This window comes from Rossellomorea marisflavi, assembly GCF_022170785.1.
GTDB lineage: Bacteria > Bacillota > Bacilli > Bacillales > Bacillaceae_B > Rossellomorea > Rossellomorea marisflavi_B.
The window spans coordinates 1,837,140-1,862,962 of the sequence record NZ_CP081870.1 but is presented as its reverse complement, the minus strand read 5'-3'; the positions used below and the strand labels follow the sequence as shown (position 1 = coordinate 1,862,962).

Annotated in this window: 23 protein-coding genes; 1 reads left to right on the top strand and 22 read right to left on the bottom strand. The window is 49.2% G+C overall.

The annotated features are described in order from the left end of the window. Nucleotides 1-38 precede the first annotated feature (38 nt). From recG to K6T23_RS09750, 22 genes are all read right to left on the bottom strand, one after another. The gene (recG, locus tag K6T23_RS09855; protein ID WP_238284242.1) at nucleotides 39-2,090 is read right to left on the bottom strand and encodes an ATP-dependent DNA helicase RecG; all 2,052 of its coding nucleotides are present in this window, start codon (nucleotides 2,088-2,090) and stop codon (nucleotides 39-41) included. Further along, nucleotides 2,074-2,970, bottom strand: coding sequence for an L-serine ammonia-lyase, iron-sulfur-dependent, subunit alpha (sdaAA, locus tag K6T23_RS09850; RefSeq protein WP_053427328.1), 897 nt, complete (start codon nucleotides 2,968-2,970; stop codon nucleotides 2,074-2,076). The genes recG and sdaAA overlap by 17 nt, the downstream gene beginning before the upstream one ends. A gap of 42 nt (nucleotides 2,971-3,012) precedes the next feature. Beyond that, nucleotides 3,013-3,675, bottom strand: coding sequence for an L-serine ammonia-lyase, iron-sulfur-dependent subunit beta (gene sdaAB, locus K6T23_RS09845; protein ID WP_053427329.1), 663 nt, complete (start codon nucleotides 3,673-3,675; stop codon nucleotides 3,013-3,015). Nucleotides 3,676-3,746: 71 nt separating this feature from the next. Then, entirely contained in the window at nucleotides 3,747-5,408 is a 1,662-nt protein-coding gene (locus K6T23_RS09840) for a DAK2 domain-containing protein (RefSeq protein WP_159641304.1), read from the bottom strand. A gap of 15 nt (nucleotides 5,409-5,423) precedes the next feature. After that, nucleotides 5,424-5,786, bottom strand: coding sequence for an Asp23/Gls24 family envelope stress response protein (locus K6T23_RS09835; protein ID WP_048004090.1), 363 nt, complete (start codon nucleotides 5,784-5,786; stop codon nucleotides 5,424-5,426). Between the two features lie 185 nt (nucleotides 5,787-5,971). After that, nucleotides 5,972-6,160, bottom strand: a complete 189-nt coding sequence (gene rpmB, locus K6T23_RS09830; protein WP_048004091.1) for a 50S ribosomal protein L28 — start codon at nucleotides 6,158-6,160, stop codon at nucleotides 5,972-5,974. Nucleotides 6,161-7,064: 904 nt separating this feature from the next. After that, the gene (gene spoVM / locus K6T23_RS09825; protein ID WP_032088878.1) at nucleotides 7,065-7,145 is read right to left on the bottom strand and encodes a stage V sporulation protein SpoVM; all 81 of its coding nucleotides are present in this window, start codon (nucleotides 7,143-7,145) and stop codon (nucleotides 7,065-7,067) included. A 75-nt stretch (nucleotides 7,146-7,220) separates the two neighbouring features. Then, nucleotides 7,221-7,868 (bottom strand): thiamine diphosphokinase, encoded by a 648-nt coding sequence (locus K6T23_RS09820; RefSeq protein ID WP_238284241.1) that lies wholly within the window; start codon nucleotides 7,866-7,868, stop codon nucleotides 7,221-7,223. A 24-nt stretch (nucleotides 7,869-7,892) separates the two neighbouring features. Beyond that, the gene (gene rpe, locus K6T23_RS09815; protein WP_238284240.1) at nucleotides 7,893-8,561 is read right to left on the bottom strand and encodes a ribulose-phosphate 3-epimerase; all 669 of its coding nucleotides are present in this window, start codon (nucleotides 8,559-8,561) and stop codon (nucleotides 7,893-7,895) included. Beyond that, nucleotides 8,561-9,442 carry a ribosome small subunit-dependent GTPase A gene (rsgA, locus tag K6T23_RS09810; RefSeq protein ID WP_053427333.1) on the bottom strand — a complete coding sequence of 294 codons (882 nt, stop codon included), beginning with the start codon at nucleotides 9,440-9,442 and terminating at the stop codon, nucleotides 8,561-8,563. Before rsgA ends, rpe begins: the two co-directional genes overlap by 1 nt. Before the next feature lie 96 nt (nucleotides 9,443-9,538). Then, entirely contained in the window at nucleotides 9,539-11,578 is a 2,040-nt protein-coding gene (gene pknB, locus K6T23_RS09805; RefSeq protein ID WP_238284239.1) for a Stk1 family PASTA domain-containing Ser/Thr kinase, read from the bottom strand. Nucleotides 11,579-11,582: 4 nt separating this feature from the next. Further along, a complete protein-coding gene (locus K6T23_RS09800) occupies nucleotides 11,583-12,332 on the bottom strand; it encodes a Stp1/IreP family PP2C-type Ser/Thr phosphatase (protein WP_056537263.1) in 750 nt (249 codons plus the stop codon). 125 nt (nucleotides 12,333-12,457) lie between these two features. Further along, nucleotides 12,458-13,795 carry a 16S rRNA (cytosine(967)-C(5))-methyltransferase RsmB gene (rsmB, locus tag K6T23_RS09795; protein ID WP_238284238.1) on the bottom strand — a complete coding sequence of 446 codons (1,338 nt, stop codon included), beginning with the start codon at nucleotides 13,793-13,795 and terminating at the stop codon, nucleotides 12,458-12,460. Beyond that, complete coding sequence (gene fmt, locus K6T23_RS09790) at nucleotides 13,788-14,741, bottom strand: methionyl-tRNA formyltransferase (RefSeq protein ID WP_056537270.1); 954 nt, start codon at nucleotides 14,739-14,741, stop codon at nucleotides 13,788-13,790. Before fmt ends, rsmB begins: the two co-directional genes overlap by 8 nt. Further along, a complete protein-coding gene (gene def, locus K6T23_RS09785) occupies nucleotides 14,738-15,223 on the bottom strand; it encodes a peptide deformylase (protein WP_053427338.1) in 486 nt (161 codons plus the stop codon). Before def ends, fmt begins: the two co-directional genes overlap by 4 nt. A 38-nt stretch (nucleotides 15,224-15,261) precedes the next feature. After that, nucleotides 15,262-17,679, bottom strand: a complete 2,418-nt coding sequence (priA, locus tag K6T23_RS09780; RefSeq protein WP_238284237.1) for a primosomal protein N' — start codon at nucleotides 17,677-17,679, stop codon at nucleotides 15,262-15,264. After that, nucleotides 17,679-18,872 carry a bifunctional phosphopantothenoylcysteine decarboxylase/phosphopantothenate--cysteine ligase CoaBC gene (gene coaBC, locus K6T23_RS09775; protein WP_420493498.1) on the bottom strand — a complete coding sequence of 398 codons (1,194 nt, stop codon included), beginning with the start codon at nucleotides 18,870-18,872 and terminating at the stop codon, nucleotides 17,679-17,681. The genes priA and coaBC overlap by 1 nt, the downstream gene beginning before the upstream one ends. A gap of 145 nt (nucleotides 18,873-19,017) precedes the next feature. Next, the gene (rpoZ, locus tag K6T23_RS09770) at nucleotides 19,018-19,239 is read right to left on the bottom strand and encodes a DNA-directed RNA polymerase subunit omega (protein WP_056537277.1); all 222 of its coding nucleotides are present in this window, start codon (nucleotides 19,237-19,239) and stop codon (nucleotides 19,018-19,020) included. Beyond that, nucleotides 19,240-19,854 (bottom strand): guanylate kinase, encoded by a 615-nt coding sequence (gene gmk, locus K6T23_RS09765; protein ID WP_053427342.1) that lies wholly within the window; start codon nucleotides 19,852-19,854, stop codon nucleotides 19,240-19,242. Beyond that, the gene (gene remA / locus K6T23_RS09760; protein ID WP_048004103.1) at nucleotides 19,855-20,127 is read right to left on the bottom strand and encodes an extracellular matrix/biofilm regulator RemA; all 273 of its coding nucleotides are present in this window, start codon (nucleotides 20,125-20,127) and stop codon (nucleotides 19,855-19,857) included. A 56-nt stretch (nucleotides 20,128-20,183) separates the two neighbouring features. Next, on the bottom strand, nucleotides 20,184-21,059 hold the full coding sequence (locus K6T23_RS09755; RefSeq protein WP_218245863.1) for a YicC/YloC family endoribonuclease: 876 nt from the start codon (nucleotides 21,057-21,059) through the stop codon (nucleotides 20,184-20,186). Nucleotides 21,060-21,189: 130 nt separating this feature from the next. Further along, nucleotides 21,190-23,871: a cation-translocating P-type ATPase gene (locus K6T23_RS09750; protein ID WP_238284236.1), complete on the bottom strand. Its 2,682-nt coding sequence runs from the start codon at nucleotides 23,869-23,871 to the stop codon at nucleotides 21,190-21,192. Nucleotides 23,872-24,058: 187 nt separating this feature from the next. On the opposite strand from K6T23_RS09750, the gene K6T23_RS09745 reads away from it, so the two are divergent. Then, nucleotides 24,059-25,765 (top strand): Rqc2 family fibronectin-binding protein, encoded by a 1,707-nt coding sequence (locus K6T23_RS09745; protein WP_238284235.1) that lies wholly within the window; start codon nucleotides 24,059-24,061, stop codon nucleotides 25,763-25,765. Nucleotides 25,766-25,823 lie beyond the last annotated feature (58 nt).

Below are 25,823 nucleotides of genomic sequence, written 5' to 3'. Positions count from 1 at the left end.
AAGCAGATTGCAAGAGATAATCTTGCAATCCGCCCTGTCTAATCAAGCTTCTCCCCTTCAAGGATCCCCGAGTCTTCCAGGTACCTTCTGAGAGGTGCATATTCGTCGTCTTTCCAAAAAGCGTCTGAATTTGCGAGCGTTGCCGCATCGTCTCTCGCGACCTCCAGTGCTCTATAGTCATGGATCATATCGGCTACCTTAAATTCAGGCATCCCGCTTTGCTTCCTTCCGAAGAAATCCCCGGGACCGCGAAGTTCAAGGTCCTTTTCACTAAGGACGAAGCCATCATTCGTCTCGGTCATGATCTTCATCCGCTCCTTGCCGACTTCGGTCTTAGGGTCTGCCAAGAGAATGCAGTAGGATTGATCATCCCCCCGTCCTACACGTCCCCGCAGCTGATGAAGGGTCGACAGCCCGAATCGCTCTGCGTCATAGATGAGCATGAACGTGGCATTCGGAACATTGACCCCGACTTCCACCACCGTCGTGGATACGAGGACTTGTACTTCATTCCGACTGAAGCTCCTCATGACTTCTTCTTTTTCATCCGGATGCAGTCTCCCGTGCATGAGGCCTACTGAGAATCGTCCCTGGAAATGCTGACTGAGCTGGTTGTACACATCGATGGAGTTCTGCACGTCCAGTTTGTCGGACTCTTCAATTAGGGGGCAGATGACGTACGCCTGCCGGCCGGCTTTCAGTTCCTTTTCCATGAAGGCAAGGACCCTGGTGAGCATATCTTCCTTAGCCCAATAGGTTTCGATGGCTTTCCTCCCTGCAGGCATTTCATCGATGATGCTCACATCCATCTCGCCGAAGACAGTAATGGCAAGAGTCCTCGGAATCGGGGTCGCCGTCATGAATAGTACATCAGGGCTCCCGCCTTTTTCCCTTAGCACGCGTCGCTGATTGACGCCGAACCGATGCTGTTCATCGGTGACGACAAGACCCAAGTTCTCGAATTCCACATCTCCCTGGATGAGGGCATGGGTACCGATCAGGATGTCGATCTCCCCTTCCTTCAATTTTTCCAGGAGGAGAGCCCTCCGTTTCCCCTTGACCGAGCTTGTCAAAAGGGCGACAGTTGTGCCGGTCGGTTCAAGGAGCGCACTGAGGGAGTCTGCATGCTGCTCTGCTAGGATCTCAGTCGGAACCATGAGGGCACCCTGATATCCTGCTGTAACCGAGGAATACAGGGCGATGGCAGATACGACGGTCTTCCCTGACCCTACGTCACCTTGAAGGAGACGATTCATGCGATAAGGGCTTTTCATATCCGCTGAAATCTCATTGACCACACGTTTTTGAGCATTTGTCAATGGGAATGGCAACGTATCCGTGAAGGATTGGATCTTTTCAATATCATATTGCTGGCTGATCCCGTGTGAATGTTCCCTTTCAAATTTCCGGAGCGCCTGCATCTTGAGCTGGAACAGCAAAAACTCTTCGAATACGAACCTTCTCCTTGCTTGTTTCATGGCTTCCGGTGAGTCTGGAAAGTGCATCTGATAAAGGGCATCGAGGCGACCTGAGAGCTTATACTTTTCAAGATAATAGTTTGGGAGAATCTCTTCGATCAGGTCACTGAAATCATGGAACGCCGCCCTGATATACTTGGTCAGGGCATTTCCTTTGATTGTCCCTTTCAACGCATAGACCGGTTCGAAGTCTCCTTGCTTGTTATGCGGTCCAAGCTGGTGGCTTTGAACCGTGATGATTTGACGATTCTTATCCCATTTCCCTGTGACCGTCACGGTATCATGAAGATTGATTTTCTTTTTCAAATAAGGCTGGTTGAAGAATACGGCCTGAACGAGGACCCTTCCTACGAGGATCCTCAATGTGAGGCGGGATTTTTTCCTGCCGTAAAACATCAGGGCGGGTTCCGAGTGGACCTTCCCTTCTACGGTGACGCGTTCGTCATGAGCGACCTCTTCCAGGTCCCTCAATCTGAAATCATCATAGCGATAAGGAAGATATTCCATCAGATCGACAACGGTCCGTATGCCCATGGCATGTAATTGAACCGCCGTTTCTGACCCTATCCCTTTGATGGATTCAACCGTTGGTGCTTCACTCCACGTCGTCACGTTTATTCAGTGCCACGCCGAAGATTTTCGCCTCTAGCTCCCGCCCCGTCGGTGTAGCAGCCAATCCTCCCAGTGCTGTTTCACGGAGAGCGACCGGCATGGTCTGACCGATCTTGTACATGGCATCAATGACTTCATCACATGGGATCCTGCTCGTAATTCCTGCAAGAGCCATATCGGCTGCCACCATTGCATTTGCCGCTCCCATTGCATTCCGCTTCACGCACGGAACTTCAACAAGCCCTGCTACCGGATCACAAACAAGCCCCAACATGTTTTTCAATGTGATCGCCATGGCTTCAGCAGACTGACTCGGTGTCCCCCCTGCCATTTCGACGATGGCAGCCGCGGCCATACCACTCGCAGAGCCGACCTCCGCCTGACAACCTCCAGCCGCACCAGATATCGAAGCATTATTCGCCACGACAAAGCCAAATGCTCCGGAAGTGAATAAGAAGCGGATCATTTCTTCCTTCGTAGGGTTCAATTTGTTTTTGACAGCGAACAACGTACCGGGTACGACGCCGGCAGAACCTGCAGTCGGTGTGGCACAGATTGTGCCCATGGCCGCATTCACTTCATTGGTGGCGACCGCTTTACTTACTGCGTCAAGGATGGTTTCACCTGTCAACGACTTGCCCGATTCAATATATTTTTGAAGCAGGACAGCATCCCCACCGGTCAGTCCTGAGTGGGATTTTACACCTTCAAGCCCCCTGGCAACGGCCTTTTCCATCACTTCCAGGTTGGTTTCCATCTGCTGATAAACTTCTTCGTAGGTTTTACCAGTGAATTCGATTTCCTGTTCAATCATGATATCTGAAATCTTTTTATTTTGACTTTCTGCGAGTTCAATCAACTCTGCGACATTTCGGAACATAAGTCTACCTCCATAATGTAAACGCTATCATATTTCAATTCTTCAATCGGTGATTTTGGTCACCTGGGTAATATGGGAAAGCGACGACAGCTCCTTGAGCACAGCCTCATCAATCGGCTGATCGACCTCGATCGTCATCAAAGCCATTTTTCCCTTTTCCTTTCTTGAAACATCCATGTGTCCGATGTTCAATTCGTGCTTGGCAATAATATTTGAAACAGCGGCAATTGCACCAAACCGGTCGTCATGGACAACGAGAATGGCCGGGTGATGTCCAGAGAGCTTTAGTTCGAATCCATTCAATTCAATGATCTCTACTTTTCCGCCGCCGATGGATATTCCAACGAGCTCTATTTCCCCCTCGTCATCACCCATGTGGATCCTAGCTGTATTGGGATGATCCGTTATGGCCTCTTCTTCCCTGAATCTGATTTTGATTCCTTTTTTTCTGGCAGTCTCGATTGAATTGATGATCCGTTCATCAAATGTATCATAATCGAGGACCCCGCCGATGATGGCCACGTCGGTTCCGTGCCCTTTATACGTTTTTGCGAATGAACCGTAAAATGAAACATTGACCCATTTCGGTTCTCGACGGAACAGCTCCCTGGCAAGTCTTCCGATGCGGGCGGCTCCCGCAGTATGAGAACTTGATGGCCCGATCATGACCGGTCCAATAATATCAAATACGCTTTTATACTTCATCGTCCTCTATCCCTTCATTTTGAGATAATTGAAGGGGACGAGCCCAATCGGACTGTCCCCTTCCTTTCATCCTATTCGACCGAGAAGATATAGGAGTAAAGTGGCTGCTTCCCGTTATGAACTTCCACTTCCACTTCCCCATATTTTTGTTCGATATACTCTTGCAGTGCCTCAACGTCTTCTTCAGAAACATCTTCTCCGTATATGATGGTCAGAATCTCTGAATCTTCATCAAGCATTTGCTCAAGCAGGCCGGTTGCCGCCTTCTTAAGGTCTTTCTCTGCAATCACGATCTTTCCTTCATCGATCCCCATGAAATCATCTTTGGAAATCGTGATGCCGTCAATGCTTGTATCCCTGACAGCAAATGTCACCTGACCGCTTTTCACCTGTTTGGCTGCTTCAGACATCCCTGCCTGGTTTTCCGATACGGATGCACCCGGATTAAAAGCCAGTAGGGCAGACATTCCTTGAGGAACGGTTTTCGTCGGTACGACAGCCACTTCCTGTGAAAGGACTTCCGCCGCTTGCTCCGCTGCCATGATGATGTTCTTATTGTTCGGCATGATGATGACTTTCTTGGCATTGACCTCTTCCACTGCCTTGACGATATCTTCCGTGCTTGGATTCATCGTTTGTCCGCCTTCGATGACGACAGTGGCACCGATACTCCTGAATAATTCTGCTACACCTTCACCCATGGCAACGGTCACGATGGCAAAGTCGACTTCCTTTTTAGGAGTCTCGGCCTTTGCAACAGGACGTGATTCACCTACGATGGAGCTGTGCTGCTCCCTCATGTTTTCGATCTTGATCTTGATGAGGCTTCCGTATTGGTGACCATAGCTTAGGACATTACCCGGCTCCTCTGAGTGGATATGGACTTTGGCCAACTCCTCATCACTGATGACAAGGAGGGAATCCCCGTAACCGCTCAGGTCCTGACGGAATGTTTCCTCGTCAAACGACTTCTTCCCCTCTTCGAATTGCACCATGAATTCCGTACAGTAGCCGAATTCGATATCTTCCGTGCTCATGAAGTCCTGTGCAGACTTGTGATGTTCCGCGCTCACAAGATCATTCATGGATGGAAGGTTCACACGTTCGGATACCTTCTCCCCCTTCAATTCTGCAAGAAAGCCTTCATAGACGAACAGCAGACCTTGACCGCCACTATCCACTACCCCAACTTCCTTCAAGACAGGAAGGAGATCCGGTGTCCGGTTCAATGAGGCCTGTCCTTCTTTGACAATGGACTCCATCAGCTTTATGAAATCGCTCTCGTTTTTCGCAACGGAAACACCTTTTTTCGCCGCATCTTTCGCCACTGTCAAAATGGTTCCTTCAACAGGTTTCATGACAGCTTTGTAAGCTGTATCCACTCCGGTCTGAAGGGCTTGGGCAAACTCTTCAGTCGTCAGGCTGGATTTGCCTTCAATCGCCTTGCCGAATCCCCTGAACAGCTGGGACAGGATGACCCCCGAGTTACCGCGAGCCCCCATCAACAGTCCCTTAGAAAGGGAGATGGATACGTTCCCGATGTGGGATTGTATATTTTTTTGAACTTCCTTCGCACCGGAAGTCATGGATAAATTCATATTTGTTCCAGTATCTCCATCAGGAACAGGAAAAACATTCAGTGCATCAACTAACTGTGCATTCGCAGACAAAAGACTTGCCCCCTGAAGCACCATTTCTGCAAAACGTTTTCCATCCAAAGATGTAATCGACACGAATCTTCCTCCTCACTACGGGTTCGTTACGCGAACCCCTTGTACAAAAATATTTACAGAATCGACCGCCAAGCCGACGGTTTTATCAAGGGTATATTTAACCTTGGATTGTACGTTGTGAGCAATCTCGGAAATCTTCGTACCATAACTCACAATTATATACATATCAATATGTACTTCCTCTGCTTCCTGACGAACGATCACTCCTCGAGTGAAGTTCTCTTTACGCAGAATATCAGTGAAACCGTCCTTGATCTGGTTTTTTGAAGCCATCCCAACAATTCCGTAGCAATCCACCGCTGCACCTCCAGCAATCATTGCAATGACATCATTAGTAATATCAATTTGTCCGTACTGCGTTCTCATTTCGATGGACATGGAATGTGATCCCCCTTCGTTTACATGCTTGGCTACAAACATTTTACTATATAATACCCTATTTTAAAAGCTAAACTGTCAGGTGCCCCATCCGGGAACCCATTCTTTCATTATCTCCAAGCATCATCCGGCCGCAAACATGAAAAAAAGACGTCTAGCAGCTAGACGTCTTTTCAACTTGATTATTAAACGCGTTCAACTTTACCAGATTTCAATGCTCTTGCAGAAACCCAAACCTTTTTAGGTTTACCGTCTACAAGAATACGAACTTTTTGCAGGTTAGCACCCCATGTACGCTTATTCGCATTCATCGCGTGAGAGCGAGCATTACCTGAGCTAGCTTTACGGCCAGTAATTACGCATTGTTTCGCCATAATATATTCCCTCCTCACTAACAAGAAGCTGAAGTAAATTTCAGATTCACATTTCGCTTTTTTTTCATAAAAGATACCTTAATAATTTATCACACAACAAACCACAATGCAATACCACAATCAAACCTTTCAAGAAAAAATACTTTACACACAGAAAAGCGCAGGCGGGTTGGTCTGACCCGACAAGCATAAGACGAGAACCCGGAAAGGCGTTCTGTGCCTTTTTGGGTTCTTGACTTATGACCTCGAGGGTCAACCCGCCGGAGCTGGACACCAAGAAAAGCGCAGGCGGGTCGCCCTGACCCGACAAGCATAAGACGAGAACCCGGAAAGGCGTTCTGTGCCTTTTGGGGTTCTTGACTTATGACCTCGAGGGTCAACCCGCCGGAGCTGGACACCAAGAAAAGCGCAGGCGGGTCGCCCTGACCCGACAAGCATAAGACGAGAACCCAGAAAGGCGTTCTGTGCCTTTTTGAGATCTTTGACTTATGACCTCGAGCCTCAAGCCCCCGGAGCTGGACATCAAGAAAAGCGGAGGGGGCTTGCCCTGAGGCGACAAGCATAAGGCGAAGATCTCGGAAAGGCGTTCTGTGCCTTTTTGAGATCTTTGACTTATGACCTCGAGCCTCAAGCCCCCGGAGCTGGACACCACGAAAAGCGGAGGCGGGTCACCCTGACCCGACAAGCATAAGACGAGAACCCGGAAAGGCGCTCTTTACCTTTTGAGCTCCAATCAATATCACTTGGACTCCAAGCACAAGACCAGGCATTAAGACGCCCTGCGGCTATGTATAACTCTCTCAGTGATCTCATTCTGAGCAGATGATGTTGCAGGTTAACACCTACCTCTGACCTTCCCTTACTGCAGAAGACAAAAAAAGAGACGGTTTCCCGCCTCCAGGTGCTATTCTTTCTTGAACGTCCCCAGCATGGCCCTGACAAGGCCTCCAAGAAATTTCGGTAATTTGATTGTATAGAAACGCATTTTCAAGTCCCTCCCCACAATCTATAGAACATACTCATTACAAATCGCTTATACAAGCCGATCTACACGTTTGGGTCAAGAAGCATCATTGCTTCTTATCACCATTATTATGCCGTCGGAAAAAGAAAAAGTACCATGCGATTGTATAAGTTCATTACTAATACATAGTGTGGATCCCCAGTAAATATTCCGGTTGGTGAGGGGATATTTGAAGCCGGACAGGGTCAACCCCTTCACAATAGGGCTGATCGGGACGAACGAAATGTACGTGTAGCGGGGGTTCATTTCCACCTCATGCTCTCCCGGTCTCTTTATAGACATTTCATTCAGCGAATCAACGAGACGAACTGAGATCCCCTTCAAGTCATCTTTAAGAAGAAGCTGCACATTTCCCATAAAATGATCCAGACGGCCGCCGGTTGCACCGTAAATGGTGATTTCTTCGGGCTCCTGTTCAGCGGCCCAGTTCAAAGCGAGTTCGAGGTCGGTTTCGTCCTTCTCCGGCCTATAGCGATTCACTTCTTCAACACGGGAAGAGATCAGTTGCCATTCACGCGGGCTGACCGAATCAAAGTCACCGAAAGCGACATGAGGCTCCATTCCCTTTTCCAGGAGAGTGAACACCCCCCTGTCCACCCCTACCCATATATGACCATCCATAGGGACATCGACCAGGGGAGGAAGGTAGGGTGTCGGTCCTCCAGCTAAAATTGAAATTTTCATAGGGTCCTCTTTCCAGCAGAGATGCTACTCTGCTTTCCCCACAGAAGCCGCTGCTTTAAGATCTTCAATTGCTTTTTTACGATCGCTTTGATTGTAGATGGCTGATCCGGCAACGAATACATCTGCGCCAGCTTCGGCACAAACTGCGATGGTCTCGGGATTGATTCCGCCGTCGACTTCGATCTCTAGGGCTGGATTCAGTTCATCGGCCCACTTCCTGATTTCTTTGATCTTAGTGACCACGGATGGAATGAACGCCTGACCACCAAAGCCTGGATTGACTGTCATGAGGAGCACCATATCAATATCCGCTATGAGCGGTTTGATCAGCTCTGAGGCTGTGCCTGGATTAAGGACAACACCTGCTTTCACTCCCCGATTTTTGATCAACTGGATGGTCCTGTGAATATGCGGATCCGCTTCTACATGCACAGTGATATAATCTGCCCCTGCGTCGGCAAATGCGTCCACATACTTGGCCGGTTCCGATATCATCAGATGGACGTCGAGGGGAAGGCCTGTGATGGGACGAATGGCTTTGACGATCGGCGGTCCAAGAGTGATGTTCGGTACAAAGTGACCATCCATCACATCCACGTGAATGTAATCCGCTCCACCCGCATCAACCTCACGGATATCCTCCCCTAGTTTAGAAAAATCTGCTGACAGAATCGATGGTGCAATCTTCATCATTAATACCTCGGCTTTCTTTCTTTGATTTCCTGATGAAAGGATAGATAATGATCGTATCGATAGGCCGGGATGTCTCCCGCCTCCACTTTCTCTTTCACCGCGCACTTTGGTTCATTCACATGCAGGCATCCCCTGAATTTGCAAGCTTCAGAAGCCGTCACCATTTCTGGAAAGCATAGAGGCAGATCGGATTCATCAAGCTCCGTGAAGTCCAGTGAACTGAAACCGGGTGTATCTGCCACGAGGCCTCCGTCTACATGGATCAGCTCCACATGACGTGTTGTATGTTTTCCCCTTCCAAGGTGGCTTGAAATCATGGCGGTCTTCAGATCGAGTTCGGGATCAAGTGCGTTGAGCAGAGAGGATTTCCCGACCCCTGACTGACCTGCAAACACCGAAATCTTATCCCTAAGATACGGGGCGAGTTCTTTGACGCCCTGTTCCGTTTTCGAAGAAGTCGTCAGCACTTCATACCCCATCCTCCGGTAGTCGTCTGCGTATCGGTGGATCCTGCCCATCTCCTCCTCCGTAAGAAGGTCCATTTTCGTAATGCAGATGAGCGGGTCGATTTCCTTACTCTCGATAAGTACGAGGAATCGGTCAAGAAGTGTCGTGCTGAAATCCGGCTCGCTCGCCGAAAAGACGAGGATCGCTTGATCCACATTGGCGATCGGTGGCCTGACGAGCTCATTCTTTCGTTCAAAAACCTTCAATATGTATCCATCGGTCACATTGTCCGCCTGGAACTCAACGTGATCCCCAACAAGGGGCGTGATTTTATTTTTCCTGAAGTTCCCTCTACCCCTGCATTGAGTGACGGTCCCTTCAGAAAGTACGTAATAGAAACCGCTGAGCGCTTTCACAATTTTCCCTTCAGCCATTCGCTACCTCCGTTCTGGTTTACATCCTCATTATAATCGAAAATAATGGGACTGTCCCGTCTAAGACGGAGACAGCCCCAACAAGGACTACTCTTATCAATCATTAGGATATTCCACTGTATCTTCTTTATACTCCTTGCCATCTAAAAGGATCCTATACTTTCCTTCTTGCCCTTCTTCAAGAGTGAAGGTCAATGTAACAGAGGTTTCTTCCGTGATGGCCAGAAGTTGATCGCTATCATCCAATTTCTTGTTGGCATCCTCGATATAAATATCGACGGATTGAGGGGTCCCATCTTCCTTTTCATAAGGAATCGAAAGTTCTAGAGGCACTTCTTTCGTCGTTTTAGACGCTGCTGCCTCTTCTTCTTCCTTCTGTTGAGTCGGGTCCGGACCTTTAGAAATCGTCACATAGATGACGTCCCCTTCAAATATCGGCGTTCCCGCTTTGGTTTCCTGGGAGACGACGCTTCCTTCCGGGATATTATCGGAGTAGGCTTCTGCACCTTTTTCGATCGAGATGCCTCTCAAATCCTCGTACTCTTCAAGAAGTTTGCTATCAAAACCGGTCAGGTCCCTGAGATCGAATGAAACGGGGCCCAGACTTACGGTTAGTGTGACTGTCGTTTCGTCCGGTATGACTTCCTCACCTTCCGATGGGTCCTGCCTGAGGATGGTTCCCTCCTCCGCCTGGTCATTCACTTCTTCCTTCTCTACCTCAAACCCAAGCTCCTCGAGATCTTTTTTCGCCACATCATACATGGCATCCGTATAGTCCTTCATCTCGATTTTCTCTTTTCCCGAACTGACATAGAGATCAATGGTGGAGCCTTCTTTAGCCGTCCTCCCTCCCTTGGGGTTCGTTTTGATCACTTCCCCTTCAGGTACGGTCTCGCTCGGCTGCTTTTCGGTCTTGCCCACTACAAACCCTTGAGACACGATGAGGGATGCTGCTTCAGCTGATTCCTTGCCGGATACATCCGGAACCTCGATTTCCTTGGGTCCGAGGAGATCGGGGATGAAATAAACGGCCGCCGCACCCAGCAGCACCAAGAGGAAAAAGAGTGAAACAATCAGGATCGGCCACTTCTTTTTATTTTTGTCTTTCGATTTCTTCTTTTTCTGCTTATCTTTCTTGCCCTTCTTCGCTTCCACTACTGGAGCCGACGGCTTTGTATCCATTTCTTCAGGTGTTGATTGATGATGGACGATCGTATCGTCCAGATTGGAGTGTGCATTCTGGTCGGTTATGACCGGAATGGCCTTCGTTGCTTCATCATCCAGAGGCACGCTGAATCTTGGTTCGTCCAAGCGACCGGGCTCAAGGCATGTCTTTAGCTCTTCCTGCAGTTCATCCAGATTTTCATATCTTCTGAAAGGATCTTTGGCTGTAGCTTTCAGGACGATATTCTCGACGCTCTGTGGGATATGCGGTGCCCACCGCTTCATGGAAGGCGTCTCGGACTGCAAATGTTTCAAAGCAATAGAAACCGCAGATTCTCCAGAAAACGGGAGGCGTCCGGTCAGCAATTCGAACATGACGATCCCAAGAGAATAGATATCCGATTTCTTTGTTGCCATTCCCCCCCTTGCCTGCTCGGGAGACAAATAGTGAACGGACCCGAGAACCGAGTTCGTCTGGGTGATGGAGGTGGCACTCAAGGCCATGGCAATCCCGAAATCGGTAATTTTGACATTGCCTTCTTCGTCCAGAAGGATGTTATGGGGCTTGATATCCCTATGGATGATATGATTCTGGTGGGCGTGTGCGATGGCCATGGTCAACTGCTTCATGATATCGATCGCTTTTTCCACATCCACGGGAGAATGTTGCTGTATGTACTGCTTCAAGGTCATGCCATGGACGTACTCCATCACGATATAAGACAGGTCATCCTCCTCACCGACGTCGTATATGCTGACGATATTCGGGTGAGTAAGGCTTGTGGCAGATTGTGCCTCACGCTGGAAGCGCTTGATGAATTCTTCTTCATTAGCGAAATCCAACCGCAGCGTCTTGATGGCGACTTCCCGGTCAAGGATCATATCATGGGCAAGGTATACATTGGCCATGCCGCCCCCGCCGATCAGTTTGATAATTTTGTAGCGGCCACTGATGCGCTTTCCATTCATCATACGATCACCCGCTTTCCGTTACAGCGGCATACTCAACGATCACTACAGTAATATTATCTTCTCCGCCGTATTCATTGGCGCGATCTACCAGAGCTTCCCCTTTATCCGAGAGTGGATGATCTTCAACCAAAATCCGCTGCATCTCTCTTTCCGATACTTTATTGGATAACCCATCGGAGCATAATAGCAGCACATCTTCTTCTTCAAACATGATTGTCTTGATATCCATGCTGATGGTTTCTTCTGTGCCGATCGCCCTCAGGATGACATTCTTCCTTGGATGATGCTCTGCATCTTCCTTAGTGATTTCTCCGCTCCTGACAAGCTCGTTGACAAGGGTGTGATCTTCCGTCAGCTGATGGAACCCGTTTTCATTAAGGATATAGCCCCTGCTGTCCCCGACATTCACCACAGTGGCGAATAGGGATGTACAGATGGCACCGACAAGCGTCGTACCCATTCCTTCACAATCAGAATTGGACTGCGCATAAGTGAAAACTTCATGATTGACGTCTGCAATGGTCGACCTCAACCAATTTTCAGCTTCATCAGCTGTATGGAACTTTTCTGTCTTCCCCCAGCGTTCATCGAGGAATGATATGGTCAACTGACTGGCAACGTCACCAGCACGATGGCCGCCCATCCCGTCCGCTACCACTGCCAGGTAGTCTCCATGTCCATTGACAAATACACCTGCACTATCTTCGTTAAGCTGTCTCACTTTCCCTTTATCCGAATAATATACCGTTTTCACATAGGTCACCTCGTCTCTACTGGCACTTCCCGGTGAAGGAAAGGGGCTTCCCCTCTTTCCTCCGTCAAAGAAGGCTTTACTACTCTTACGACTCCGATGGCGAATTTTCCTGCTTTACAATACGCTTATCCATTTTTCTTCCTGAAGCATGAGATAAAGAATCCATCCCCTCCGAAATCCTGCGGGAATACCTGCAGCATATGGCCTTGGATGAATGGTTTTACCGCTTCCGGCATGTCATCAAGGTGGTGGGGTTCGAATTCAGGATGATGCCTCAAGAATTCCGTCACGGTACCTTCGTTTTCATTTTGGTCAACTGTACACGTACTATATACAAGGATCCCATCCGTTTTCAGCAGTTTGGATGCAGCGTCTAGAATATCAAGCTGGATTTTCTGCAGGGAGTTCAAATCCTGTTCCTTCTTCACATACTTGATATCGGGCTTCCTTCTCAGGACACCAAGTCCTGAACACGGAGCATCAACAAGGACTCGATCAAAGCTTTCTTCTGCGAACACCTCTCCGGCTTTGCGGCTGTCGAGGGTACGTGCATGGACATTGGAGAGACCGAGTCTACCGGCATTTTCAGCGATGAGCTTCACTTTATGGGCATGAAGGTCTAGGGCGTGTACCTCACCTGTATTCTTCAACATCTCGGCGATATGGGTCGTTTTCCCACCTGGTGCCGCACAAGCATCGAGTACCTTCATACCTTCTTCTAATTTAAGGGCATGAGCCACGAGCATGGAACTTTCATCCTGAACCGTCAACCTTCCATTCCGGTATTCATCCGTCTTGGCCAGGTTTCCCCTGAGTGACTGGATCGCTTCGGGAACGATGGGACTTTCTTGAACGGAGTGCCCATGCTCGGTGAGAATTTCCAACAGTTCTTCCCTTGTCCCTTTGAGCGGATTGACCCTTGCCGTCTGATTTGGTGCAAGGAGATTCGTTTCACACATGGCCTTCGTTTTCTCGAGACCGAATTGATCGCTCCATCTTTTCACAAGCCATAGAGGGTGACTCGTTTCAACGGATACTCTCTCGATGGGATCTTGAATGTCTTCAAGCGACGGAAGCCCCTTCCGCTGTACCGAACGGAGCACACCGTTCACCATCCCGGAGATTCCTTTGTGACCTCGTTTTTTAGCAATTTCGACTGCTTCATAAAATACGGCCCGATCGGGGATGCGATCCAGATACACAAGCTGATAAAGGGACATGCGCAGGAGCTGTCTGACCCAGCTTTCGACCTTTCCTCTTACGAACGGCTTCAAATAATAATCCAGCGTCATCTTCCGCTGGATCGTTCCATATGTAAGCTCGGTAAGGAGACCGACATCCCTTGACGGGATATCGTTCTTCTCGATGACATGATTGAGCAGCAGATTGCTGTAGGATTGGTTTTTTTCAACGGCTTCAATGACTTCCAGTGCGGCTTCCCTGACCGTTTTCTGCTTACTCATGTTCTTCACCGATCCTGTCCCCGACTGTGAGGTGAGAGCCCGCGCCCCTTAAATAGTCCTTGGCACTCATCCGCTTTTTGCCCGAAGGTTGAAGGTCGGTCACTTTGATGGATATATCATCACCTGTAGAAACGATGAATCCATCCTCTTCGATCGCGAGGACCTCCCCGGGTACCGATGAACCATGACCCTTCACCTTTTCACCCCACCAGATTTTCATAACGGCTCCAGCGAGGGTCGTATAAGCCACTGGCCAAGGGTGCAGACCGCGGATATGGTTGTACACTTCCTTCCCGGATTTTGTCCAATCGATCTTTTCCTGCTCACGTTTGATGTTCCACGCGAAGGTGGCCTGTTCTTCGTCTTGTTTGACCGGTGAGACGGATCCATCCAGAAGCTTTGGAAGTGTCTCGATCAGAAGGGCTGAACCCGCTTCGCTCAACTTATCATGGAGGGTCCCCACATGATCCGTTTCTTCGATTTCAACTTCAACCTGGCTGATGATATCGCCTGCATCCAGCTTTTCTACCATATACATGATGGTGATACCTGTGGAGGATTTCCCCTGAAGGATGGAGTAATGGATCGGAGCCCCTCCCCTGAGTTCTGGCAGCAGTGACGCATGGACGTTGATACAGCCATGCTTGGGTGCGTCGAGGAGGCGCTTCGGAAGAATCTGACCGAATGCTGCCGTTACGATCAAATCGGGTTCTAATGCGAGCACTTCTTCCAGTTCATCGGAATTCTTGATCTTTTCCGGCTGGTAGATGGAGATACCGTGCTTTTCAGCCTCTACCTTGACGGGTGGGGGCGTGAGGATGCGTTTTCTTCCCACGGGACGATCGGGTTGGGTTACAACAGCAACCACTTCATACTCGTTCTCGATCAAGGCTTTCAGGACCGGGACGGAAAAATCCGGGGTCCCCATAAAAATCACTTTGGTCATTCTTCTTCAAACCTTTCTAATTCATCTTCCGTCAGGAGCTTTTCAGTCTTTGTATTGAAAAGGACACCGTGCAAATGATCGATTTCATGCTGGATCGCCCGGGCAAGGAACCCTTCTGCCCTGCCTTCAAGCCATCTTCCCTTCCGGTCCTGCGTCCTGAATGAGATGCTATATGGACGGCTCACTTCCCCGAAAAGACCAGGGAAACTCAGACATCCTTCAAGATCGGTCTGCTCCCCTGAGTGTTCAAAGATTTCGGGATTGATGAGTTCGATCGTGCCTGTCTCATCCCCGATATCCACGACGGCTACTTGGAGGTCAACTCCCACTTGTGGTGCAGCAAGTCCGACACCATCTGCTTCGATCATCGTTTCGTACATATTATCAAGAAGCTTCTTCAATTTTTTATCAAACTCCTTCACCGGTTCACATCGCTTTACGAGGATCGGATCGGGATGCATGACGATCGGTAATACAGCCATTCAAATTCCAACTTTCTATAATTGTTTCGCCAGTAAGGTCACATCATGACATAAGGATTCACATCGATGCTGACCGTGAGGCCTTGTGAAGCGTACTGCTGATGAAATTGTTCAAGCAGCGTCTTCAGCGTCTCCGCCAGTCGCGGTTCCCGCTTGTATTTTATCAAACATTGGTATCGATATCTATTTTTGATTCTGGGGATGGGTGAAGCAACGGGACCAAGGATCTTCGTCATACCGGATAATCTACTCCTGATGAAGCCCGTCATTTTCTCCGATACATCCACTACCTTCATCAGGTCTTCATGACTGATCGTGACAAGGGAAATATAATAAAATGGAGGATAAGATCCCATTTTCCTCATCGCCATTTCCTGTTCATAAAATCGCTCATAGTCATGACTCGAAGCGAGTTCAACCGAGTAGTGCTCCGGCGTGTATGTCTGGATGACGACTTCACCCGGGAGGGAGTGACGCCCCGCCCTGCCGCTCACCTGGGTCAGAAGCTGGAACGTCTTCTCCGCAGAGCGGAAATCGGGGATATGGAGCATCGTGTCCGCACTGAGGACGCCCACAAGGGTGATGTTGGGAAAATCCAATCCTTTCGCTATCATCTGGGTACCCAATAGGATATCGGCCTTTCCTTCCCCGAAGGAAGTCAGCAGCCTTTCATGGGATCCCTTCCTTGTGGTGGTATCCACATCCATCCGGATGATCCGTGCTTGAGGGAGCAGCTTAGTGAGCTCCTCCTCCACTTTTTGCGTTCCCGTGCCGAAATATCTGATATGTTCGCTGGTACACTCCGGACAGGTCTCCGGTACACGCTCTTCGTATCCGCAATAATGGCATTTCATTCCGTTGGAGAAGCGATGGTACGTCAACGAGATATCACAATTCGGACACTGCACGACATACCCGCAGTCCCGGCACATGATAAAGGATGAGTGGCCCCTTCTGTTGAGGAAGAGGACCGTCTGCTCTCCTTTAGAAAGGCGGTCCTCCAGTTTTTCAAACAGATTCCTCGAAAACATCGAGCGGTTCCCTTCGCGGAGTTCCTCCCGCATGTCGACAATGTCTACTGAAGGCAGGGGCCCGTCATTCATCCGTTTGCTGAGGTTCAACCGGGTGTATACCCCTTTTGAAGCCCTGGCGAATGATTCCAATGATGGTGTCGCACTTCCTAGAACCACCGGGCATCCATGGTATTCACTTCGCCAAATGGCGACATCACGGGCATGGTATCGGGGATTTTCTTCTTGTTTGTAGCTGGTTTCATGCTCTTCATCGATGATGATGATACCTAGATTTTCAAACGGTGCGAATACGGCAGACCTAGCCCCGACTACAACCCGGACTTCCTTCCGCTCGATCTTTCGCCACTCGTCATATTTCTCTCCTGAAGATAGCCCGCTGTGAAGTACGGCAACCTCATTGCCGAATCGCCCTTTGAAGCGATTCACCATTTGAGGAGTCAGGGCGATTTCAGGAACAAGTACGATGGCTTCCTTTCCCTGTTCAAGCACCCGTTGGATCGATTGAAGGTAGATCTCTGTCTTCCCGCTCCCTGTCACACCATAAAGGAGAAAGGTTTCCTGTATACCGGATTCGATTTTTTCAAGAATGGGGGTGATTGCTTCCCCCTGTTGATCAGTTAAGGGAAGTGGAGTGGTTTGCTTGAACGTCCGATCTTCGAATGGATCCCGGTAAATCTCTTCATCCTGTTGGACGAGGAGTCCCTTTTTCACCAAGGATTGAATGGTGGAAGCCGTCGTCCCCGCCCGCTCCGAAAGCTCTTTCATTGAGAACCCCTGATCGGCATGTTCCTTCCACAACATGAGGACATCACGTTGTTTCTTAGCCTGCGCCGGGAGGGCGGAAGCTTCCGTTTCGACGGTTTCAGGGGCTATACCAAGATATAGTTTCCTGATCATCTTTTTATTCGTTTTCCCTTTTACCTTATACACGACTTCCAGTATGCCGTTTTTCACTTCATGCTGAGCCAGCGGGAGCAAGCCAGCGGTCTCGATGGATTTCCAAGTGGCGGTCCCTTTAAGGAAATGGGGTCTGAGGGGTTCAGACAGGTTCTCGACGTGAATACCCTTTTCCACTACCAACTGTTTCTCATATTTTGCTTTCATGGCTGCAGGCAGCATAGCCTGGAGGGCAGAGATCTTAAAGCATAGCGTATTCTCCGTAAGCCAATCTGCCATCGTAAGAAGCTCATTGTTGAGTACCGGTTTCAGATCCATCGGTTCCGCAATCGGTTTGAGTTTCGCCACCTCACTCTTTTCTTTCAGTTCCATGACGAATCCCTGTACTTTTCTGGGACCGAATGGAACGACGACCCTCATCCCCGGCACAATGCTCCCTGTCCATTCAGCAGGTATGAGATAATCAAAGCAGCGGTCCGTCTGCATGGCAGCAACATCAACGATGACGCTTGCTACATTTTTCATCAAGAATCCATCCGTCTCAATGCTTCAAGAAGTATTTCTTCTGCCACTTTTGACTTTGAGAGCATCGGCAATTCACGTATGCCGTCTTCTGTCACAATGGTTACTTTATTTGTATCTGTCCCGAAGCCTGAACCTTCTTCGCTCACATTGTTTGCAACGATCATATCAGCTCTTTTTCTTTCGAGCTTACCTTTGGCGTATTCACCGATTTTGGACGTTTCGGCAGCGAACCCGATAAGGTATTGCCCGTTCTTCCTTTTTCCGAGCTCCATGAGGATATCCTTCGTCCGCTCGAATTCTATGATCAGATTGCCATCTTGTTTTTTCATTTTTTCCTTATGGACTTCCTTTGGACGATAATCGACGACCGCGGCACTCTTCACCACGATGTCTGCACCCTCGAATTTCGCGAGTACTGCCTCATACATGTCCTCTGCTGTCGTCACCTCGACGAGATGCACCCCACGCGGTGGAGACAGATTGACCGGACCTGATACCAGGGTCACATCGGCGCCCATATTTGCAGCTGCCTCTGCCACGGCAAATCCCATTTTCCCAGTAGAGCGGTTTGAGAAATATCGGACAGGATCAATGATTTCCCTTGTCGGACCGGCAGAAATAAGGACGGTCTTCCCTTTAAGTGGCTGTTCTGTCGGAGAGTGAAAGTGAGCGGCAATCAGTTCTACGATCTTTTCAGGTTCTTCCAGTCGGCCTTTGCCGACGTATCCGCATGCCAAGTACCCTTCACTCGGTTCAACGAACCGGCAGCCATCCTCATGCAGTGTGGCAATGTTCCTCTTGACTGCAGGATGGTCATACATATGGACGTTCATGGCAGGAGCAATCCAAATCTCGGCCTCTGTCGCAAGTAACGTGGTGGAGATCATGTCATCTCCGATACCGCCGGCAAGTTTCCCAATCATATTTGCCGTAGCAGGTGCCACTAGTACAAGGTCTGCCCAATCTGCCAAGTCGATATGGGCGATCTTCGCTGGAATTTTCTCATCAAATGTATCCCAGTAGACATCCTGGCGCGACAATGCCTGGAAGGTGAGCGGGGAAACGAACTCCCTCGCGGATTCCGTCATCATGACCTTTACCTCGAAGCCCGCCTGCACAAGCTTGCTCGTGAGTGCTGCTGCTTTATATACTGCGATCCCACCGGTCACGCACAATAGTATTTTTTTCCCCATATCGTTCATTGCCTCCATTATCTAATCTATTCGTAGCCTCTATTATGAAGGATATTGCCGCAAAAAGAAAATAGGGCTGTACCGGAAAAGTTCATCACTTCCCGGTTCAACCCTCTTCATTTCCTATTTGCCGTACAGATGGGATTTATTCATCCTCATAGATGGCTTTTTCGTCTCTTTCTTTCATGGACAAGTGGCCGGAGTGGATTTCTTCAAGGGCCTTACCAACGAACTTTTCCGACACATATTGTTCCATGCGGAAGTCCTTTTTATCCTGTAGATCACGCGCTCTTTTGGCAGCCACGCTGACCAACGAATATTTCGAATCGATCTTTTTCATTAGTGAATCAATAGATGGATATAACATTCACTCAACCTCCAGCATATTTAGATAGCGTTGTTGTACACGTTCGCGCTTGCAGTGTTCAGCCTGTACGATGGACTTGATCTTACCGACGGCATGTTCGATTTGATCATTTTCAACGATGTAATCATAAAGATTCATCATTTCGATCTCCTTGCGGGCTGTATTCATCCTGCCCTGAATCAGGTCATCTGTCTCAGTCCCACGTGTGACCAGCCGATTCTGAAGCTCCGACAAGCTTGGCGGAGCAAGGAATATGAACAGGCCTTCAGGGAATTTGTCCCTGACCTGCTGCGCACCCTGAACCTCGATTTCAAGAAAAACATCATTTCCTTCTTCAAGGGTCTGGCGGACATAGTCAACAGGCGTGCCATAGTAATTGCCGACAAACTCAGCATACTCCAAAAGTTTGCCCTGCTCGATCAGTGCTTCGAATTCTTCTCTTGTCTTGAAGAAGTAGTCCACACCGTCCACTTCCCCTTCACGCGGATGACGCGTTGTCATAGAAATGGAATATTCGAATTTTGTATCTTCCTGGGAAAAAATCGCCTTTCGAACTGTCCCTTTCCCTACTCCGGAAGGTCCGGATAGAACGATCAGCAATCCTTTTTCTTTCATTTATTTACCCTGCCCTTCTTCTATTAAATCCTCTTTATCAGTCACTCGATGGGCAACGGTCTCGGGTTGGACGGCCGACAGGATGACATGATCGCTGTCTGTGATGATCACGGCCCTCGTCCTTCTTCCATATGTAGCGTCAACTAATGTTCCCCGATCCCTCGCATCCTGCATCAGGCGCTTAATGGGCGCTGATTCCGGACCGACGATCGATATGATTCGGTTTGCTGATACAATATTCCCAAAGCCTATATTGATGAGCTTGATTGACATGACGCTCCTCCTAATCAATAGTTTAGTTTCGCCCGTTCACGTGGAAACTAAACTTCTTATTCAACATTTTGGACCTGCTCCCGCACTTTCTCCAGTGCCGATTTCAACTCGACCACCAGTGTGGAAATGCTGGAGTCATTTGCCTTGGAGCCGATCGTGTTCACTTCCCGGTTCATCTCCTGGATGATGAAATCCAGTTTCCTCCCCATCACACCATCTTGATTCAATGTGGCATGAAAGTACTGAAGATGACTCCCGAGACGCGTCAACTCTTCGGTTATATCAGATTTATCTGCAAATATGGCCACTTCGGAGAGGAGTCTTGCCTCGTCGGGATCTCCTTCACTCCATTCCCGGATCCGCTTGCGGAGCCGTTCCCTGTATTGCAGGGTCACCGCGGGTGCATGGGCTGAAAGTTCGTCTAGACAGATCCTTATTTGATCCAGATGGATAAGGAAGTCGGCATGAAGCGCCTTCCCTTCCTCCACCCTCATCTTCCTTAATTCATCTGAAGCCTTCAGGACTGCCTCCATGACCAGTTCGTCAAGTTCGGCATTCTCCTCTTCCGTTTCTTCCACCGTAACGAATTCCCCTCTGCCGAGAAGGTCCGAGAGGGCGATATCACCCTTGAGTGAGTAAGTATCCTTCACTTTATTTACTAACTGATGATAATCCTCAATGAGTCCCCAGTCAATATGTAAATTCTTATGTATGAGACCTCCGCCGGAAATATCGATGAACAGATCGATTTTCCCCCTGTTAATAAAGGTGGAGAGCTGCTTCTTGATCTTATCTTCAAGCTTCATGAGTTGGCGCGGCATGCGGATATTGAGCTCGCTGAATCGATGGTTCACGGTTTTCATTTCAACAATGACGGTATGTCCCCCCGACTCAATCCGGCTCCGTCCGAAGCCTGTCATGCTGATGACCATTCCAATCACACCCAATCTATGCGACGTGCCTGTCGAATTTCATTCTCGGAACACCTAAAGGCGGCCCGCACTTGCTTATAAAAAAGGTAATAGAGAGCAAACTCTATTACCTTATGGATTATATCATATTCTATTGTTTTTTTCTTGCAAAAAATGAACCTGCCAGTAAAAACGTCGGAATGGAGCTCAAGCCGACAATCAGCAGCCAGTCCCTCGGCTCGATGGACACGGTATGGAAGATCGGTTGAAGACCCGGCAGATAGATCACGACCAGCATCAACACCAGGGATGAAAGCACGGCCCAGACCAAGTACATATTGCCGAATGGATTTCTCGAGAACACCGATACCTCACTGCGGCAATCGAATACATGGATAAGCTGGGCAAGGACCAGGGTAGCAAATGCAATCGTCTGGGCGTACTCAAGCTGATTCGGATGCTGATGATAGGCGATGATGAAGGCAAGAAGGGTGACACCCCCGATAAGGAATCCCCTAGAGACGACCTTCCAGCCGAGTCCCCTTGCAAAGACTCCTTCTTTCGGATGCCGCGGTTTCCGCTTCATCACATCTCCTTCGGGCTTATCAAGGCCGAGGGCCATGGCCGGCAGTCCATCCGTCACTAAATTGACCCACAGGATCTGGATCGGGACCAACGGAAGCGGTAGGGCCAAGAGCATGGCAAACAGCATGACCAGGATCTCACCCACGTTAGAGGCAAGGAGATAGCGGATGAATTTACGGATATTTTCGTAAATGTTCCGCCCTTCCTTGATGGCCGATTTGATGGTTGCAAAGTTATCATCAAGTAGGACGAGGGATGAAGATTCCTTCGCCACATCGGTACCGGTTATGCCCATGGCGATCCCGATATCGGACGTCTTGATGGCCGGTGCATCGTTGACCCCGTCTCCGGTCATTGCAACAATGTGACCGCGGTTCTGCAGGGCTTTTACGATTTTCAATTTATGCTCTGGCGATACCCTGGCGAATACGGAGACATCTTCGACGATTTCTTCAAGTTCTTCAATTTCCATCTCATTCAGCGCCTTACCGTCCATCACCCTGTCGTTTGATTTCAAAATACCGAGCTGTTTGGCAATGGCTTTGGCCGTCAGTACATGATCCCCCGTGATCATCACCGTCTTGATTCCCGCATCACGGCATTCCCTGACCGCCTGTTTGACTTCGGGACGAGGAGGATCGATCATTCCTTGGAGCCCTATGAACGTCACTTCCTTTTCTACCGCAGCCTCTGTGAGCAGATCCAATGATTGACCGTTCAAAGGCTTATAGGCGATGGCGATGGTCCTGAGGGCATTCGAAGACATACCGGAAATCGCCTCTTCCACTGCTTGAAAAGCGGCTTCATCCGCTTTTTGAACCTTTCCGTCCCATATGATGGACGCACTTTTCCCTACTAGGACATCGGGAGCCCCCTTGGTGACTGCAAAAAGCTTTCCAGCAGCATCCTCTGCCACGACCGTCATCATTTTCCGAGTGGAGTCAAACGGGAATTCCTTCACGATCCTGAAGGAGGTCGACAATGCGTCCCGGGTCAATCCCGCCTTCATCCCCGCTACGAGAAGGGCACCTTCCGTCGGGTCACCGTCAAGTATGAGCTCGCCGTCCCTTTCCACTAGTTCTGCATGGTTGCAGAGCATTCCAAACGTCAGAAGCTGTTTCAGTGATTGATCAGAAGACGGGGAAACCCTTGATTCTCCGTTGAAGAAATCACCTTGCGGAACATATCCGGTGCCAGACACATCCCACAGCCTTCCTGCACTCCATAACTTGGTGACAGTCATTTTATTCTGGGTGAGGGTCCCTGTCTTATCGGAACAGATCACCGAAGCACAGCCCAGTGTCTCCACGGCAGGAAGCTTACGGACGATCGCCTTTTGCTTGATCATCCTCTGGACGCCGAGGGACAGGGCAACCGTCACGATCGCCGGAAGCCCCTCAGGTATGGCGGCCACCGCAAGAGATACCCCTGCAAGGAACATGGAGTAGATGTCATGTCCCTGGAGCACACCGATTCCAACGACAAGGGCCGTCAGGATGAGGGCAACTGTAATCAAGATCTTGCCGAGCTCCTCGAGCCTGCGCTGAAGCGGGGTAGTCATCGTTTCAGCTTTTTGGATCATATCGGCGATCTGCCCCATGGCCGTATTCATTCCGATGGAAGTGACGACACCCAACCCGTTCCCCCTGGTGACGAGTGTGCCCATGAACGCCATATTTTCCATGTCCCCGAGGTTCAACCCTTTACCGTGGAGAGGCTTGGTCGTTTTAAGGACGGGAAGGGATTCTCCTGTCAGTGCAGACTCTTCGATCTCCAGGTTATTCGTTTCGATCAAACGGATGTCGGCACCGATCCGATCGCCGCTTGAGAACCGGATGATATCTCCGATTGTCACTTCTTTGGAGTGCACCTTCATCCATGATCCATCCCGGAGGACAGAAACCTGGGGTGCTGATAATTCCTTCAGTGCCTGCAGCGATTTCTCAGCTTTTCTTTCCTGAAAGAAACCGAGGAAGCTGTTGACCACTACGATGGCGATGATGGCAATGGCATCGATATACTCACCCAGAAGTCCGGATATGAGGGTCGCCGCCAGCAGCACAAGTACCATGAAATCCTTAAACTGACTGAAAAACACCAATAGGGCCGATTGTTTTTCGGCTTCCTCCAACTGGTTATATCCATACTGCTTCTTCCGGTTTTCGGCGTCTGCAGACGAAAGGCCTTGTTGATAATCCGTATTGATGGCCTTCTCTATATCCTCCTGTCTCATCTCATGAAATTTCATGCACCCATCTCACTCTCCTTCTACGAATACGAAAAGTTGTCCTTCTCTTAGCATTCTTATTCAGACTCGTCCCGAAAAATGATATGATTTAAAGAGGTTTCATTCGTCTCCCGTTCCTTTGTTTTGTAAAAGGAGCCAAGAGGCGCTACAATCAAATGGATGAGTAAAAAAGAAGAGGATGTTTTGCATGTCATTCGACGGACTATTTACAAAAGCCATGACTGAAGAGCTGAAAGAAGCCCTCCTTCACGGCAGAATCAATAAAATACATCAACCTTATAAAAATGAAATCATCATGGTGATCAGGGCCAATGGGAAGAATCATAAGCTCCTCCTATCCGCCCATCCAAGCTATGCCAGGGTTCAACTGACAGGAGAGGAATACGAGAATCCCTCCGTACCCCCGATGTTCTGCATGCTCCTTCGGAAGCATCTAGAAGGCTATATGATCGAGGACATCCACCAGGTCGGCCTCGACCGTATGATCATCCTGGAAGTAAAGGGTAGGAATGACATCGGCGATGTATCCTACAAACAACTGATCATCGAAGTGATGGGAAGGCACAGTAATATCATCCTGGTCGACAAAGCCCGCAATATGATCCTTGACAGCATCAAGCATCTGTCACCAAGCGTGAATTCCCACAGGACCGTGCTCCCTGGGAACGAGTACATCTTCCCACCAAGCCAAGATAAGCTCAATCCCCTGGATGCAGAAGGAGAAGATGTCCTGCGTTCACTCGATTTCAATTCAGGTAAATTGGACAAGCAGATCGTGGGGTCCTTCTCAGGTGTTTCTCCCCTTGCAGCCAAAGAAATCGTCCATCGTGCCGGCCTCGGGACACAGGCTGCCATTGCCGACTCGTTCTTGCACTTCATGACGGACCTCAAGGAACACCGTACGTCTCCCACCCTCATCACGGGAGACAAGGAAACATTCTACTGGTGCCCGCTGAATCACGTCGAAGGAGAGCATCAAACCTTCACCACCCTTAGCGGACTTCTCGATCGCTTCTTCTACCAAAAGGCATCAAGGGACCGGGTGAAGCAACAGGGCAATGACCTTGAGCGTTTCATCCGGAACGAGCGCGATAAAAACGAGAATAAGATCGTCAAGCTCGAGCGTACCCTTCAGGAGGCGAAGGATGCCGATCGCTACCAGCTCCTCGGAGAACTGCTCACATCCAATCTATATGCAGTACAAAGAGGAATGGAAGAAGTTTCGGTCGTTAACTACTATGACGAAGAAGGCGGATCGGTGACGATCCCTCTGAATCCTCAAAAATCACCTTCTGAAAATGCTCAGGGTTATTTTTCCCGCTATCAAAAAGCGAAGCACGCTGTACAGGTCGTGCAGGAACAAATCGAAAAAGCAACAGATGAGCTCGCTTATTTCGAGCAGCTCCTCCAGCAGCTCGAATCCGCCTCCACCAGGGACATTGAAGGGATACGTGAAGAGCTCGAGGAAGAAGGATACCTGCGCGTCCGGAAGAACCAGAAAAAGAAAAAGGCAAATGAAAAGCCGATGCTCGAATCCTATACAGCGACAGACGGTACCAAGATCCTCGTCGGCAAGAATAATAAACAGAATGATTATCTGACCAATAAAGTAGCGGCGAAGAGCGACATCTGGCTCCACACGAAGGATATACCCGGTTCTCACGTCGTCATCCGGGATCCTTCCCCTTCAGATGAAACTCTACTCGAGGCCGCCAATCTTGCCGCATACTTCAGCAAGGCGAGGGAGTCGGGATCGGTTCCCGTCGATTACACAGAAGTGCGTCAGGTTAAGAAACCTCGTGGTGCCAAGCCGGGATTTGTCATCTATGAAAATCAGCAGACGGTCTATGTCACCCCTGACCTTGACCAGGTCAGGGCCATGAAAGATCGTTGAATTGCACACATAAGAAAACGCCGGAATCGTTTTGATTCCGGCGTTTTTCATGTTTTTT

What these genes read in the sequence shown, in the direction of transcription:
- def (WP_053427338.1), bottom strand. Translation starts at nt 15,223, where the DNA reads ATGGCTGTATTACCGATCGTCATGCATCCCGATCCGATCCTCGTAAAG.
- K6T23_RS09750 (WP_238284236.1), bottom strand. Translation starts at nt 23,871, where the DNA reads ATGAAATTTCATGAGATGAGACAGGAGGATATAGAGAAGGCCATCAAT.
- remA (WP_048004103.1), bottom strand. Translation starts at nt 20,127, where the DNA reads ATGTCAATCAAGCTCATCAATATAGGCTTTGGGAATATTGTATCAGCA.
- spoVM (WP_032088878.1), bottom strand. Translation starts at nt 7,145, where the DNA reads ATGCGTTTCTATACAATCAAATTACCGAAATTTCTTGGAGGCCTTGTC.
- rsmB (WP_238284238.1), bottom strand. Translation starts at nt 13,795, where the DNA reads ATGAGTAAGCAGAAAACGGTCAGGGAAGCCGCACTGGAAGTCATTGAA.
- rpmB (WP_048004091.1), bottom strand. Translation starts at nt 6,160, where the DNA reads ATGGCGAAACAATGCGTAATTACTGGCCGTAAAGCTAGCTCAGGTAAT.
- fmt (WP_056537270.1), bottom strand. Translation starts at nt 14,741, where the DNA reads ATGACCAAAGTGATTTTTATGGGGACCCCGGATTTTTCCGTCCCGGTC.
- pknB (WP_238284239.1), bottom strand. Translation starts at nt 11,578, where the DNA reads ATGATGAATGGAAAGCGCATCAGTGGCCGCTACAAAATTATCAAACTG.
- sdaAB (WP_053427329.1), bottom strand. Translation starts at nt 3,675, where the DNA reads ATGAAGTATAAAAGCGTATTTGATATTATTGGACCGGTCATGATCGGG.
- K6T23_RS09820 (WP_238284241.1), bottom strand. Translation starts at nt 7,868, where the DNA reads ATGAAAATTTCAATTTTAGCTGGAGGACCGACACCCTACCTTCCTCCC.
- rpe (WP_238284240.1), bottom strand. Translation starts at nt 8,561, where the DNA reads ATGATGAAGATTGCACCATCGATTCTGTCAGCAGATTTTTCTAAACTA.
- K6T23_RS09755 (WP_218245863.1), bottom strand. Translation starts at nt 21,059, where the DNA reads ATGGTCATCAGCATGACAGGCTTCGGACGGAGCCGGATTGAGTCGGGG.
- rpoZ (WP_056537277.1), bottom strand. Translation starts at nt 19,239, where the DNA reads ATGTTATATCCATCTATTGATTCACTAATGAAAAAGATCGATTCGAAA.
- priA (WP_238284237.1), bottom strand. Translation starts at nt 17,679, where the DNA reads ATGAAAAATGTAGCAAGCGTCATCGTTGATGTTGCTGCCATGCAGACG.
- rsgA (WP_053427333.1), bottom strand. Translation starts at nt 9,442, where the DNA reads ATGGCTGAAGGGAAAATTGTGAAAGCGCTCAGCGGTTTCTATTACGTA.
- K6T23_RS09745 (WP_238284235.1), top strand. Translation starts at nt 24,059, where the DNA reads ATGTCATTCGACGGACTATTTACAAAAGCCATGACTGAAGAGCTGAAA.
- gmk (WP_053427342.1), bottom strand. Translation starts at nt 19,854, where the DNA reads ATGAAAGAAAAAGGATTGCTGATCGTTCTATCCGGACCTTCCGGAGTA.
- coaBC (WP_420493498.1), bottom strand. Translation starts at nt 18,872, where the DNA reads ATGGGGAAAAAAATACTATTGTGCGTGACCGGTGGGATCGCAGTATAT.
- sdaAA (WP_053427328.1), bottom strand. Translation starts at nt 2,970, where the DNA reads ATGTTCCGAAATGTCGCAGAGTTGATTGAACTCGCAGAAAGTCAAAAT.
- K6T23_RS09835 (WP_048004090.1), bottom strand. Translation starts at nt 5,786, where the DNA reads ATGTCCATCGAAATGAGAACGCAGTACGGACAAATTGATATTACTAAT.